This is a genomic window from Polaribacter sp. ALD11 (assembly GCF_002831685.1).
GTDB lineage: Bacteria > Bacteroidota > Bacteroidia > Flavobacteriales > Flavobacteriaceae > Polaribacter.
This window is the reverse complement of the sequence record NZ_CP025119.1, coordinates 1,932,935-1,946,545: the sequence shown is the minus strand read 5'-3', so window position 1 is coordinate 1,946,545 and position 13,611 is coordinate 1,932,935. Positions and strand designations below refer to the sequence as shown.

Annotated in this window: 12 protein-coding genes; 5 read left to right on the top strand and 7 right to left on the bottom strand. The window is 29.3% G+C overall.

What is annotated here, in order from left to right:
• Nucleotides 1–10 precede the first annotated feature (10 nt).
• The 4 genes from CW731_RS08695 to CW731_RS08670 all read right to left on the bottom strand — a co-directional run bounded on the left by CW731_RS08695 (nt 11) and on the right by CW731_RS08670 (nt 5,812).
• A complete protein-coding gene (locus CW731_RS08695; RefSeq protein WP_100946351.1) occupies nt 11–508 on the bottom strand; it encodes a hypothetical protein in 498 nt (165 codons plus the stop codon).
• Between the two features lie 611 nt (nt 509–1,119).
• The gene (locus tag CW731_RS15585; RefSeq protein ID WP_157812213.1) at nt 1,120–4,497 is read right to left on the bottom strand and encodes a hypothetical protein; all 3,378 of its coding nucleotides are present in this window, start codon (nt 4,495–4,497) and stop codon (nt 1,120–1,122) included.
• Nucleotides 4,498–4,553: 56 nt separating this feature from the next.
• Nucleotides 4,554–5,048, bottom strand: a complete 495-nt coding sequence (locus tag CW731_RS08675; protein WP_100946348.1) for a methylated-DNA--[protein]-cysteine S-methyltransferase — start codon at nt 5,046–5,048, stop codon at nt 4,554–4,556.
• The gene (locus CW731_RS08670) at nt 5,048–5,812 is read right to left on the bottom strand and encodes a TatD family hydrolase (protein WP_100946347.1); all 765 of its coding nucleotides are present in this window, start codon (nt 5,810–5,812) and stop codon (nt 5,048–5,050) included. Before CW731_RS08670 ends, CW731_RS08675 begins: the two co-directional genes overlap by 1 nt.
• A 102-nt stretch (nt 5,813–5,914) precedes the next feature.
• Here CW731_RS08670 and CW731_RS08665 point away from each other — a divergent pair, with 102 nt between their 5' ends.
• Nucleotides 5,915–7,273 (top strand): DEAD/DEAH box helicase, encoded by a 1,359-nt coding sequence (locus CW731_RS08665; RefSeq protein ID WP_100946346.1) that lies wholly within the window; start codon nt 5,915–5,917, stop codon nt 7,271–7,273.
• Complete coding sequence (locus CW731_RS08660) at nt 7,273–7,638, top strand: Na(+)-translocating NADH-quinone reductase subunit F (protein WP_100946345.1); 366 nt, start codon at nt 7,273–7,275, stop codon at nt 7,636–7,638. Before CW731_RS08665 ends, CW731_RS08660 begins: the two co-directional genes overlap by 1 nt.
• A gap of 79 nt (nt 7,639–7,717) precedes the next feature.
• Here the strand turns inward: CW731_RS08660 and CW731_RS08655 are convergent, their stop codons facing one another.
• Nucleotides 7,718–8,437 carry a 3-ketoacyl-ACP reductase gene (locus CW731_RS08655; RefSeq protein ID WP_100946344.1) on the bottom strand — a complete coding sequence of 240 codons (720 nt, stop codon included), beginning with the start codon at nt 8,435–8,437 and terminating at the stop codon, nt 7,718–7,720.
• Nucleotides 8,438–8,538: 101 nt separating this feature from the next.
• Nucleotides 8,539–9,384, bottom strand: a complete 846-nt coding sequence (locus tag CW731_RS08650; protein WP_100946343.1) for an OmpA family protein — start codon at nt 9,382–9,384, stop codon at nt 8,539–8,541.
• 121 nt (nt 9,385–9,505) lie between these two features.
• Between CW731_RS08650 and CW731_RS08645 the strand changes: the two genes are divergently transcribed.
• The 3 genes from CW731_RS08645 (at nt 9,506) to CW731_RS08635 (ending at nt 12,719) form a co-directional block, all read left to right on the top strand.
• Nucleotides 9,506–10,498 (top strand): FAD:protein FMN transferase, encoded by a 993-nt coding sequence (locus tag CW731_RS08645; RefSeq protein WP_100946342.1) that lies wholly within the window; start codon nt 9,506–9,508, stop codon nt 10,496–10,498.
• 78 nt (nt 10,499–10,576) lie between these two features.
• The gene (locus CW731_RS08640) at nt 10,577–11,857 is read left to right on the top strand and encodes a hypothetical protein (RefSeq protein WP_100946341.1); all 1,281 of its coding nucleotides are present in this window, start codon (nt 10,577–10,579) and stop codon (nt 11,855–11,857) included.
• A 25-nt stretch (nt 11,858–11,882) separates the two neighbouring features.
• Nucleotides 11,883–12,719, top strand: a complete 837-nt coding sequence (locus CW731_RS08635) for a CPBP family intramembrane glutamic endopeptidase (protein ID WP_232734652.1) — start codon at nt 11,883–11,885, stop codon at nt 12,717–12,719.
• A gap of 113 nt (nt 12,720–12,832) precedes the next feature.
• On the opposite strand, the gene CW731_RS08630 is transcribed toward CW731_RS08635, so the two are convergent.
• Nucleotides 12,833–13,603, bottom strand: a complete 771-nt coding sequence (locus CW731_RS08630; protein WP_100946339.1) for a class I SAM-dependent methyltransferase — start codon at nt 13,601–13,603, stop codon at nt 12,833–12,835.
• Between the last annotated feature and the right edge of the window lie 8 nt (nt 13,604–13,611).

Sequence of the window (13,611 nt, the reverse complement as noted above, 5' to 3'; positions counted from 1 at the left end):
AGTTGAAAGCTTAAAATCTCCAACCAACATTTACACCAACTCTTGGCACTAGTATTGGAGAATCTGTACCAAAAAGATTTCTACCTAAACCACCATAAATATCAATAACCAAACCACCTTCAGAAGAATATTTTGTTCCTATAGCAACACCTAAGGCTGCGTCTGTATATTTTAAATTATAATTACCAGAATCTTCTTCAGACTCTATTTTACCAGAATTTATACCTAAAAAACCTTCACCAAAGAAGTTCCATTGTGCATCTGAAGTAAAGTAATGACGAAAATAAGGTGTTATCATCATATTCTCATTATATCTAAAATTAGCTTCTTGTTTTGCTAAATTGAATAAAGCAGAAATACCGAAAGAATTTTCTACACTAATATAATTTTCATAAGAAAACTCTAAACTTCTTATAACCAATGCATCTGCTAGATCTAATTTTAATTCTTGTTGAGAAAACCCAAAAGAACTAACTAAAATTGTAAAAATTAAAATAATTTTTTTCATAGTTTATATTTTTAATTAACTTTTTAAAGCATGATTTAAACATACTACATTTTAAGTATTTATTTTAGAATCTATATCCTAAAGAAATACCTCCTCTATCAACAGCTTCTAAAGAATTACTATCTTTCCCTAAACCTAAATAAATTCAGTTGTAAAGCTGTCTTTTAGGAATAAGTTTACCCTCACTGAGAACTCTGTTTTAATTTATAAAGTATTAGAATTATTACTTTTATTAAAAAAAATAATTGTTGTGTTCGCATGTATGTAACATCATGAACCCTTTAATAAAAAACCTTTTGCAAATTTATTAGAAAAAAATCTTCTATAATAGGGGATTAATGAAAATTTTCCATAATTTTTTAAGTTATTAGAACCTATTAAGGCTCCAGGGCCAAAAGTTGATTCTTCATTAATTAAATACTCACAAGAAACATCTAACCATTCAAAAGCTAACAAACCTAAGGTATTAATTTTAACTTCATATTTTTAGGATGTGTTTGCTTCCTTTCTTGAGGAGTAAATTGTAAACTTGTTGCTATTAGCAACAAGTTTAAGATACTTTTTTTCATTTTTATTTAAGACAAATATATTAAAAATTAGCTTTCTTTTTGTTAAAAAACAGCACGCAATTGAACGCTTCCTGTATGAATTGTTTTAGAGTTCTCGCTTTTTCTTCCTGAATAATTTAGATTCAAATTTAAAAAGGAATTTAGTTTTCTATTGAATAAAAGATTCCAAGTGTGATTTTTTCCTGCTTGTAAACCTTCTAACATTTGATAGGCAACAGGTGTGTTTGTATTGCCTTTAAAATCATTTAAAAACACATTTATGTTTGCCGTTACTTGGTTCTTTTTACTTCCCAGGTAGAAATATTCTAATCCAAATTTTTGTTGATTCAGTTCTTCAAATTCTTCTAAACTATTTACTTTCTTTTTGTAGTGATAAAAAGCAGTTAGTTTGTTGTTTGGGTTGTATAAAAAACTAATTTTTGGCTGAACTTCCTTTCCTTTAATACTATAATTCCGATTATCGAAGTTTTCTGTTTGCAAATCATTTTTAGAAAATTTCCCCATCAAATCAAGTAACCAGAAAGTGGCAAATTTATGTGCAAAATCAATTTGATGTGTTTTTGTATTATTTTCTTGGGTTCCTATAAAGTATTGTTGCTTGTTTTTTAGTTTTCCAAAAGTGTATGTAGTACTATAGTTCTGAAGGTTTTTATTGAAGTATAAACTGTTTCTTAAACTAAAATTTAAACCAATGAGTTTGTTTTTATCAAAATTAAACGGATTGAAGTTGAATGAATTTTCAGCTCTAGATTGTTCATTTTCGATGCTTAAAAAACTTTCGTTATTAAAATGAGAAAGTGTTTTTTTGAAACCTTTTTTTACTTTCCATTGAATAAAATTAAGATTAATGCCTTGTCTAAACGTTGCTCTTTGTGTTGCTAAAAAACGTAGATTTGGCTTTGGAACGCGTAAATAATTTGCTTGATCTTGAAATTCTGCAATTTCAAATTCATCAAAATCTTGAATGCCATCACTATTATAATCAATCCAAGTATAATACCCTAAACCTGGCTCTGTTTTTATGTATAAATACTCTTGTCTAGCCACATTACCAGAAGAAGTTTCATACATTGTACTTAGATTTACAAAGTTATTAAATAATTTTTGATTGAAAATAAATCTTGAATTTAAAGATTTTTCATCTTCAGAGAAATTGTTTTCAGTAATTCTGTAGTTTGCAAACACACGTAAATTTGTGTTCTTATTTTGAATTAATTTACTATTAATATAAAACGATTTCCTATTATTAACCTCTGTAAATTCATTAGACTTTATACTATCATTATTTCTATAATTAAATCCGAATTTTGCAAATACTTTTGCAGTATCGCCAATACCCAAATAAGTTTCAAATTCCTTAAATCTGTGACTTGTATTGATATAATTATTAGAACTACTATTTTTTCTGCTATTGGTTTCTAAATTAGTAAAAGCACCTAACCAACTTTTGTTAAAAGAATGTTCTGCAGTTGCTTTTGCTCTTAAAAACGTATTGTCTTCTATAGTTGAGGTATTTGTTAAGAAGCTTCCATCTATAAAAAAAGTGGTGTTGTTCAGTTTTATTTTAGATTGAAGTTCATGCTTATTTCCAGTATAGATATCTAGATAACTTAAGTGATTGTATCGGTATAATAAAAAATCGTTCTTCTTGTTTTGAAGATTCAATTCTGATTGAAAATAGTTTTTTGTAGCATTATTTGTTAGTAAATTCCAATCTCTATTAAACTCTATAGATTCCCATCTTTGTAAGGTTTTAAAATTTTGATGTGCATATTCATGATTTAGAACACTTGTTAATTTCCACTTTTTATCAATTAGAACTTGTTGCCAACCAATTTTTGCTGCAAGACCTGTATTTTGATTGTTATCAATTGCTGAAAATAAATTGGCATCGTTATTACTAATTGCTATTTCTGATGTTATTTTTGTCTTTATAGTAGCATTATAATCAGATTTTAATACGAAAATTTGCGATTTTGTTGGCGGAATTAAACGTGTTATTGGTGCGTAATTTCCTAGATTTACACCAACATAATTATAAATTGTACCAATTGCTGTACTTCTGTCTATAGCATAGTCTCCATTATTTGCACCAACATTTCTAAATGTTACAAAGTACAATTCGTCATTTTTATTGGTTGCATATTCAAAATTTTCTACGGCACCATTTGTAATTTTTCTATACAAGATTTTGTTTTCGTCAAAAGCATCTATAAAAGCGCTTTCTGCAAACATTAAATCGGTATTATTTCCTGCATCTGCTAAAATTTGTTTTTGTTCGTCTGTTAATGCTTGTTGTAAAGGTTGATTTTTAGCATCATTTTCACTGTAGAAAAAGCCATTAATATTTAATTTTTCTGTCTTGTAACTCACAGATTCATAGGTAACAAAGCGGGTGTAATTTCTATCGGAATATTGAAAATCAATGGTGATTCTCATGTCATTTGTAATAGGATAGGTGGTGTTAAAAGTAATTTCGCCTAAATTATAATCTACTGTATACTCATTATTCTCTCCTTTTTTAAGTTGAATTCCGTTAATATAAACCTGTTCACTTCCACCAATTATTATAATATTAGGTTCATTATTTGCGCCAACAATTTTATAAGGGCCTTGGTTTCCTTCACGACCAACAATTGTAAACGTATTAAACTTACCACGCACAATTGCGCCAGAAGCACTCAACTTTAAGTTGTCTGTTATATTTGCTGCGACCTCTAACCCAGAAACTTGTTTTGTAAAAGGAGCAAAGTAACTTTCTTTGTTTTCTAAGGATAAATCTCCTGCTTTTACACGCCAATCATCTGTAAACATTTCAATAAAAATTCGATCGAAATCTGTAATGTTTTGCGAATATCCGTTTTCTTGAATAGGAATGTTTGTATCCCAAATATTTGCTCTTAACGTTACTTTGTTAGATAATTTACCAGAAATTTCTAAATCTAAAGCAGCATTGGTAACCGCATTCTGGTTATTACCAGAAGTAATTCCTCTAGAAATAAATCCTTTTGTTTGTAAACCTTCAAATAATTTAACTTCCGAAGCTTTTTTATTGGTCGTTAAACTGTATAATTTACCGGTGTTTGTGCCATTTGGTACAATTAGACTTTCATCAAAAGGTGTATATACTTTGGTAATAAAGTCTGGAAAGCGAAAATATTCTATAGTAATCTCTTGATATACTTTTGCATTTATAATAAGCGTTGCATTATTATAATCTATAAAATAGTTAGAAATGGCTATCGGTTTTAGTGTCTCGTTTAAAACTTTAAAGCGCTGCGGATTTATCGCGACAGAATCAAACTTTATAGTGTCTTTTTGAATTAGAAATTTGGTGGATCTAAAATCTGTAGATACTATTTGAGATTGGATTGAAAATCCAATAATCAAAAATAAAAAAAAGAGATTTTTTTTAAACATTTACAACTATACGTTCTAAACGTAAAAATAGTATTTTTAATATCTGAAAATGGAATTTAAAAAAGCGATTGCTGTTTTACAGGATTTTCATGTGCTAATAACCATTTTTTACGCCAAATTCCGCCAGCGTAACCCGTTAGAGAACCATCTGAACCAATAACTCTGTGGCAGGGAACAACGATCCATAACGGATTTTTGCCATTTGCAGAAGCAACGGCTCTTATGGCTTTTACATCGCCTAAAAACTTACTTTGCTCTAAATAGCTTTTCGTTTTTCCGTAAGGAATTTCTAATAAAGCTTTCCACACTTTCTTTTGAAAAGTAGTTCCTTTCGGATTTACTGTTAAATTGAAACTAGCTCTTTTCCCTTTAAAATATTCTTCTAATTGAATAACACAAGCTAGCAAACAGTCAGGAGTTTTAGTATTCAGTAATTCTTCTGAAATTGAATTTTCATCTAAAACAGACACAGACTGAATTCCGTTTTTATCACCAACAATTTTTGCGATTCCTATGGGTGTTTTGTAATATGTAGTTGCTGTTTCTAACATTATACGCCAAAAACATCCTTAGAATTCTGTGTCGTAATTTCAGCTATTTCTTTAAATGAAAGTCCGTATATATCTACCAATTTATCAACAACATTAGTAATGTAAGCACTTTCATTTCTTTTTCCTCTGTAAGGAGTTGGCGCCAAATAAGGTGCATCTGTTTCTAAAACAATGTGCTGAATGTCTATTTCATTCAGAAATTTATCAATCTTACCATTTTTAAAAGTTGCAACGCCACCAATACCTAACTTCATGTTGTAAGAAATAGCTTGCAATGCTTGCTCTTTAGTTCCTGTGAAACAGTGAAAAATCCCTCTTAAATCAGCTCCTTTTTCTGCTTCTAAAATTTCAAAAATTTCATCAAAAGCATCTCTACAATGAATTACTATTGGCAATTTTTTCTCTTTAGCCCATTTAATTTGAGTTCTAAATGCTTCTTGCTGTTGGGATAAAAAAGATTTGTCCCAAAATAGATCTATACCAATTTCACCAATTGCGTAAAAATCCTTTTTATCGATCCATTCTTTTACATGTGCCAATTCTTCTAAATAATTTTCTTTTACAGAAGTAGGGTGTAAGCCCATCATTAAATACACATCTAAAGGAAAATTTTCTTCTAGTTGCAACATACTTTCTGTGTACGTAGAATCTATTGCAGGAATAAAAAACCGAGAAACACCCGCATCTTTAGCGCGTTGTATCATCTCTTTCTGATCTTCGTTAAACTGGCTAGAATATAAATGTGTGTGTGTATCTGTAATCATTATTGTTTGTGATAAATTTCTGCAAAATTACAAATTAATCCAACGTTGAAGACTTGTTGTATAACATTTTATAAAACGTACCTTTGCACAAAATTTTATAAGATGACTTTTGAAGATTTAGATTTATCAAATCAATTACAATATGCAATTGACGATTTGGGTTTCGATACACCAACGCCAATTCAAGAACAAGCATTTTCTGTTGTAAGATCTGGTAAAGATGTTGTGGGAATTGCGCAGACTGGTACAGGTAAGACTTTTGCATATATGTTGCCAATTCTTAGAGACTTGCCATTCTCTAAGCAACAACATCCAAGAGTTTTAATATTGGTGCCAACAAGAGAATTGGTTTTACAGGTTGTAGATCAAATAGAACAATTATCTAAGTATATTAATACACGTGTTTTAGGAGTTTATGGTGGTGCAAACATTAACACTCAAAGGCAAGCTATAATGCAAGGACAAGATATTATTGTAGCAACACCAGGTAGGTTATATGATTTGGCAATCAGTAATTCTTTAAAATTGAAGTCTATTCAGAAATTGGTAATTGACGAAGTAGATGTAATGTTAGATTTAGGTTTTAGATTTCAATTGATGAATATCTTTGACGTGATTCCTGAAAAAAGACAAAACGTCTTATTTTCTGCAACCATGACAGAAGATGTAGATGCCTTAATTTATGATTTCTTTAAAAATCCAGAGAAAATATCTGTTGCAGTTAGTGGAACTCCGCTAGACAATATAGAGCAAGTTTCTTATAATATACCTAACTTTTTTACGAAAGTGAACTTGTTGCATCATCTTTTAAGAGATAAAGAAGAGTTTAGTAAAGTGCTAATATTTGTTGGTTTTAAAAGAACTGCAGATTTATTATTTAAGCATTTAGAAGAAGTTTTTAATGATGAGATGTGTGTAATTCACTCGAATAAAACTCAGAATTACAGAATAAGATCTATAAAACAGTTCGATGAAGGAAAAAACCGAATTTTGTTAGCTACAGATGTAATGGCACGTGGTTTAGATTTTGATAAAGTTTCTCATGTAATTAACTTTGATACGCCAGATTTTCCTGAAAACTATATGCACAGAATTGGTAGAACAGGACGTGCAGAAAAGGCAGGAAAAACAATTCTATTTTCAACACCAAAAGAACAAGAAGCAAAAGCAGGAATTGAAACATTGATGAATTATGAAGTTCCGGTTTTAGAGCTTCCAGAAGAATTAGAAATTTCTACAATGTTAACAGAAGACGAACGCCCAAGAGAAGATCAAGGGATTTCGAAAAACAGAACTTCTTTAGAATATGTTCCTGGGCCAGCATTTCATGAGAAAAGTGAAAAGAATAGCCAAGTAAATAGAGGTGGTTCATATAGAAGAGAAATTGCTATAAAATATAAGAAGCCAAAAACAAAAGGAGATAAAAATTACAACAAACATAACAAGAAAAAGAAAAAATAATGCAAGTTTTAACGGCGCAAGAATTGCACAATTTGGCGATGAATACTGTAGGGGAGAAGCTCGAAAAAATGGGCTATGAATTTCAGGCAATTAACAGCACGTTAAAAAGACATCCTCAATTTGTGCTGTTTAAAAAAGGAGAACAAACTATTTTCGTATTGGTGAAGGTATCTAGCAATATGCAAAACCCTAATGAGTATGATGTTTTATGGATGGAAACTTTTAAAGACCACGCTAAAAAACAAAATGCAAAAGTTTGGTTTGCTGGTGTAGGTATTGCAAACGCAGAAAGTGTAGAGAATCCGGTTTTTAAAGACCAACCTTACTATGTTGCTTTTGATGATTTTATTAAGATTTTAGAGTAGTTTTAAGCTGTTTTTAGCTATAAAAAAAGGAGTATCGTTTTTAAAACGATACTCCTTTTTTATTTCTTAATGAAGTTAATTATGGATTCGTAGACCATAAAGCAGCACTTTTAAGCATGGCTCTTCTTGGTAATTTTAAACCAGCAACTATTAATTCTGCAAAATCTTCTGGTTGTAAAACACTGTCTTCAGAATCTTTATTTGCAATACCTAATTCTATAGACATATCAGAAGCAATAGTACTTGGTGTTAGCGTACAAACTCTAATATTATTTTTTCGAACCTCTTTCATTAAAGATTCTGACATACCAATAACAGCAAATTTTGATGCAGAATAAGCAGAGGTGTTTGCATTTCCGTTTAAGCCTGCTGTAGATGCTACGTTAATAATATCACCAACATTATTTTCGATTAAATGAGGTAAAACTTCTTTGGTAACATAATACATTCCCATTACATTGGTTTGAATAATTTGCTCCCATTTATTTACTTTCATTTCATTAAAAGAACCAAAAGCAGCAATTCCTGCATTGTTTACTAGAATATCAATAGTACCAAACTCATTAATAATATTTTTTATACTCGCCTTTACCTCATCATAATTACCAACGTCAAATACAGCGTACATAGCATTTACGCCAATTTTTTTTAGTTCGGTAACTGTTTCTTTTAAAACAGTCTCATTTCTACCTGTTATAGCAACGTCTATTCCTTCTTTAGCAAATGCAATTGCAGTTGCTTTTCCTAAACCTCTTCCTCCTCCGGTTATTATTGCTTTTTTATTCTTTAAGTCTTTCATGTTTATTTGTTATTTAAGTATGCTCCTGTAAAAATACTTGTTATAAATGTAAAAAACCACTCAAAAAAGAGTGGTTTTTTATTTTCAAAAGAAATTTAAATTTATTTAGCATCTTGTTCTAATAAATCAAAAAACTGATTTAATTTAGGCATGATGATAATTTTTGTTCTTCTGTTTTTTGCTTTATTTGCAGGAGAATCATTTTCTACTAAAGGTACATATTGACTTCTAGCTGCAGCGATTAAACGACTTGGTTTTACACCAAACTTGTATTGTAAAATTCTTGTAATAGAAGTTGCTCTTAAGGCAGATAAATCCCAGTTATCTTGAATTATTTTTCTGCTAATTGGTGTAGAATCTGTATGACCTTCAATCATCACTTCCATTTGTGGCTGGTCATTTATAACCTTCGCAATTTTCTCTAAAACAGTATACGCACCGTCTGTTGCATTGTAGCTTCCGCTTTTAAATAATAATTTATCAGAAATAGAGATAAAAACAACTGTTTTTTCAACATTAACTTCAATATCTTTATCTTGAATACCGTCTGTTAGGTTTCTTGTTAAATGATATTTTATGGCAAGATTTAATGAATCTTTTTGAGTCATTGCTTTTCTAACACCATTAATATATTTGTCTTTTTCACTTAACTGAGCAATAACAGTTTTAATATTGTCTGAAGAAGATTGTGTTAAAACCGTTAAGTTTTCAACTTGTTTTAAAGCAGTTTTTTTATCTTCTTTTAAGTACTTTACTTGTTCTGTTAACGCAAAAATCTGTCCGTCTTCTTTTTCCCTTTCAATTAAACATTTCTGTAAATTTGTTTTTACAGCTAGTAACTCCTCTTCCGTTTTTATTTTTTCTGTTTGCAACGCTGCAAATTCTTTTTTTGAAACACAAGAACTTAGTGCAATTGCAGATAATAAGATTAAAGATATTTTTTTCATTATTTTGTGCTTAAGATTTATTTGTAAAGACAAATTTAACAAAATGAATGAACAAAAAGAACGATTAACAATAAATTGTGAAAAAATTATACACTATTTTTGTTTCTCTTAACAATTCTCAATGAAACACTATCATTTTTTTTTCGTCTGCTCGATATTCCTTCTTTTTTCAACCTGTAAAAGGGAAGAGGTTTTTAAAGATTACACTATAGAAGGAGCTGTTTTTGGCACAACTTATAAAATTACTTATTTGAATGCAAACACTAACTATCATATAAGTATCGATAGTTTGTTTTTAAAAATGAATTCATCATTATCAACGTATATACCAACTTCAGATATTTCTAGAATAAACAAAGGCGAAACTAATGTAATCGTAGATGATTTCTTTATTGAAGTTTTTAAAAAAGCAAAAAGAATTTTTATTGAAACGGATGGTTTTTTTGACCCTACTGTGGGTAATTTGGTAAATGCTTGGGGTTTTGGTCCAAAAAAAACAAAAATAAACTTAACAAAAGAACAAGTAAATAGTCAAATGCAATTTGTTGGCTTAGATAAGGTTCAGCTTATAAATAATAAGATTGTAAAAGAAAATTCAGAGGTTTATTTAGACTTTAACTCAATTGCAAAAGGCTTCGGAATTGATGTTGTTGCTCGTTTTTTAGAAAGCAAAAAAATAAATAATTATTTGGTTGAAATTGGTGGAGAAATTAGAACAAGTGGTTTTAAAAAGAATAAAGAACCTTGGTCTATAAAATTGGTTGATCCTATAGAATCTGAATCTAACTCAGGCTTTAAAACTCTAAATTTATCAAATAAATCTATGGCAACATCTGGTAATTATAGAAAATTTAGAATAACAGATTCTGGTAAAAAATATGTACATATTGTGAATCCTATAACAGGTTATGCTACCGAAAGTAACCTTTTAAGTGTTTCTGTTATTGCAGGTTTAGATTGTGCAGATGTAGATGCGTATGCAACTGCTTTTATGGCGATGGGTTTAGAAAAAACAAAATACTTTCTTACAAAAAAAACAGAATTAGGAGTTATTTTACTGTACACCAATACCGAGGGGAACCTAGAAGAATATACCAATTATACCTACAGGTAGGTAGTGTTAGTGCATTTTAAGTGAATGTTTTTTTGTTATATTGCATGTCTTTAAAAGGCTACAATACACTATAATATTATGAGAAAAATATTTTTAACACTTTTTTGTACTGCATTCTTTTCTATTTCATTTGCTCAAAATAACTCTGAAATTGCAAATGTTTATATAAATAGAGCAAATACGGTTATTGAAGAGAGCATTGATTTTAAACAAGCTTTAGTGCTTTTCGAAAAAGCAATGAAATATACAGACACTATCACGAAACCCAATGTAGCTAATTTAGGGGCTAAAATCTATTTTGAATTAAAAAACTACAAAGAAGCTCAAAAGTATTCTAAACAATATTTTCTAATAGCAAAAAATAAAAACTCTGAAGATTATTTACAGCAGTTAGAGTTGTTTGTAACAATAAACGAAGAACTAGAACTTCAATTAGCGGAAGAAAAAAGATTAGAACAAGAAAAAATTAAAAAAGCGAAAGAGTTAAGAAGAATAGATTCTTTAAAAATTATTTGGAAGAATACATCTAAGGAGTTTTCTGTACAAGTTGATAGTATTTATCAGTTTAATGCTAATAATTATGCTTTGTACCGTAAAAACAGCAAATTTGGCATTATAAATGATAAAGCAGAAATTATTATAGGGGCAAATGAATATGCTAGTGCTTTAAGTTATGCGGGGTATATTTTGCTGAAAAATAAAGAAAAGGAGCCTACAAAAGTTTATTATTTCAATACAAATAAAGGGGTTGGTGCTTTATTGCCAAATCCATCAGATTTTAATTCACTTTCTACAAATTACGGAAAGATATTGTTACCAAGATCAAATGGCAGATTGGTGACATATCCTAATAATTCGTACGAACCGATGGTTTATGATTTAAATCAAAATAAAATTGTAAAAGTTTCTAATAAGGAAGAAGTTCTTAAAGATTTAAAAAAGAACGATATTATTAGGAAATATAACAAAGATTTAGAAGTGAAAATAGAAAAAGAATGGTATGTCCTTGGAGGTCACTTAGGAGGAGGGATTCATCCTCTATATATTGAAAGTGACTATAAAGTATATGCCTTTTTATGTTCTATTGATGGTACACTGTTGTTTTCAAGTTCAAGTTATGATTATATAGGAGCTTTTCATGAAAATAAGGCACAAACTATCAAAGGAAATACCATTTCGTGGATAAATCAAAACGGAACAAAAGTTTCTGAAGCAAAGGATAAAATGGCAAAATATGCTGGAAATTCTAAAGTTATTAAATTAGAAGAAGGTGTTTATCAAATATCTAAAGATGGTGTTATTGTAAAAGGGAATGATATGTTAGAAAAGATGCCCGACTTTTTAAGAAAATTTCAATAAATAGATGTTCTGGTTAATTAATAAAATGAATACTATTGGTAGAATATTTTTATTCATAATTTCATATTTCATTATTGTTGGAATATTTCAATATGTTGGAGGTTTAATTGCTGGAGTTGATTTTACAGATTTAAAATTTAAAGAGACTTCAATTCAACAATTAATAATTAGTTGTTTTGATTTAGTTGGTACTTTTTTTGTAATATGGCTTTTTATGAAGTTTGTAGAAAAAAAGGACTTTATTAAACTTGGGTTTCAAACTGAAAATAGATTTAAAGAATTTATTTTCGGAATTATACTTGGCCTTATAATAATGGTAACAGGGTATTTATTCTTAATTTATTCTAAAGAAATATTTTTTTTAAAGGTAAATTTTAACTTTAGAGAATTGATAATGTCAATAATACTTTTTACAATTGTCGCAATTGTAGAGGAAACACTTTTACGTGGTTATATTTTAAGAACTCTAATGAGTTCATTTAATAAATATATTGCCCTGATTGTTTCTTCTATTTTATTTTCTTTAATGCACAGCTTTAACCCGAATGTTGACTTATTTTCGCTATTTAATTTATTTTTAGCTGGAATAGTCCTCGGTTTATCATATATACACACTAAAAACTTATGGTTTCCAATTGCTATGCATTTAAGCTGGAATTTATTTCAAACACTTCTTGGTTTTAATGTAAGTGGTCAAGACACTTATTCTATTATTGAATTTAAAATAAAAGAAATAAATTTAATTAATGGTGGAAATTTTGGGTTTGAAGGTTCTTATTTGTCAATTATTGCAGAAATTATAGCTATAATCGGAATTGGAATTTATTACAATAGAAAAATAACTAACCACAAGACCGTATAAGTTTTATTGTTGGTTTTTGCTCACTTTCGGAAGTTCCTAACAGGTTTTCTTGGGCGGTAATTATGTTTTGTAACTTACTGTAAAACCATCGTAAAAAAGCTTACACTAACACGCTATAATTTATAGCAAACAGGAAGAATTTCATTTTGCATTAAACAAAATCGTTCTCGTTTTTCTGAAGTAATTTTTTGTGTATAATCAACTTCATCAACTTTAAATCCGATAGCACGTAGCTTATCAAAATAATCTCGTCCATAAACTCTAACATGGTCGTATTGCCCGAATATTTTAGCGCGTTCTTTTCTGTCTACAATAGTGTCATCTTCAAAAGTTTTTTCTCTAGACAAGTCTTGCGGAATTTGAAAGATACCAAATCCGCCAGGTTTTAAAACTCTATATAATTCTAGCATTGCCTTTGTGTCATCTGTAATATGTTCTAAAACATGATTACAAAAAACTACATCAAATTCGTTTTCTTTAAAAGGTAAATCGCAAATGTCTGCTTTTACATCTGCAATAGGAGATTCTAAATCTGAAGTAATATAATCTAGATTTTTCTGTTTTCTAAAAATATCTAAGAAACATTGTTCTGGTGCAATGTGTAAAACTTTTAGTTTTTTTGTTGAAGTAAAAAAAATAGTTTCATCTTTTAAAAACAACCACATTAACCGGTGTCTTTCTAATGATAAAGTAGATGGAGAAAGTGCATTTTCTCTTTGATTACCATAACCATAAGGTAGAAATTTTTTAAAACTTCTACCATCTATGGGATCTGTAAAATTATCACCTTTTAAGTACCAAGAAATTGCTGGTTTAACCCAATAGCTTGCCTTAATTAATAAGGGTCTTGGTATGGTGTTTAATATGGTTTTAAATATAGACACGAATTATT

Excerpts from the sequence above, each read along its gene's own strand:
- CW731_RS08645 (WP_100946342.1), top strand. The coding sequence starts at position 9,506 with ATGAAACACTATCATTTTTTTTTCGTCTGCTCGATATTCCTTCTTTTT.
- CW731_RS08665 (WP_100946346.1), top strand. The coding sequence starts at position 5,915 with ATGACTTTTGAAGATTTAGATTTATCAAATCAATTACAATATGCAATT.
- CW731_RS08670 (WP_100946347.1), bottom strand. The coding sequence starts at position 5,812 with ATGATTACAGATACACACACACATTTATATTCTAGCCAGTTTAACGAA.
- CW731_RS15585 (WP_157812213.1), bottom strand. The coding sequence starts at position 4,497 with ATGTTTAAAAAAAATCTCTTTTTTTTATTTTTGATTATTGGATTTTCA.
- CW731_RS08635 (WP_232734652.1), top strand. The coding sequence starts at position 11,883 with ATGAATACTATTGGTAGAATATTTTTATTCATAATTTCATATTTCATT.
- CW731_RS08640 (WP_100946341.1), top strand. The coding sequence starts at position 10,577 with ATGAGAAAAATATTTTTAACACTTTTTTGTACTGCATTCTTTTCTATT.
- CW731_RS08675 (WP_100946348.1), bottom strand. The coding sequence starts at position 5,048 with ATGTTAGAAACAGCAACTACATATTACAAAACACCCATAGGAATCGCA.
- CW731_RS08660 (WP_100946345.1), top strand. The coding sequence starts at position 7,273 with ATGCAAGTTTTAACGGCGCAAGAATTGCACAATTTGGCGATGAATACT.
- CW731_RS08650 (WP_100946343.1), bottom strand. The coding sequence starts at position 9,384 with ATGAAAAAAATATCTTTAATCTTATTATCTGCAATTGCACTAAGTTCT.
- CW731_RS08655 (WP_100946344.1), bottom strand. The coding sequence starts at position 8,437 with ATGAAAGACTTAAAGAATAAAAAAGCAATAATAACCGGAGGAGGAAGA.
- CW731_RS08695 (WP_100946351.1), bottom strand. The coding sequence starts at position 508 with ATGAAAAAAATTATTTTAATTTTTACAATTTTAGTTAGTTCTTTTGGG.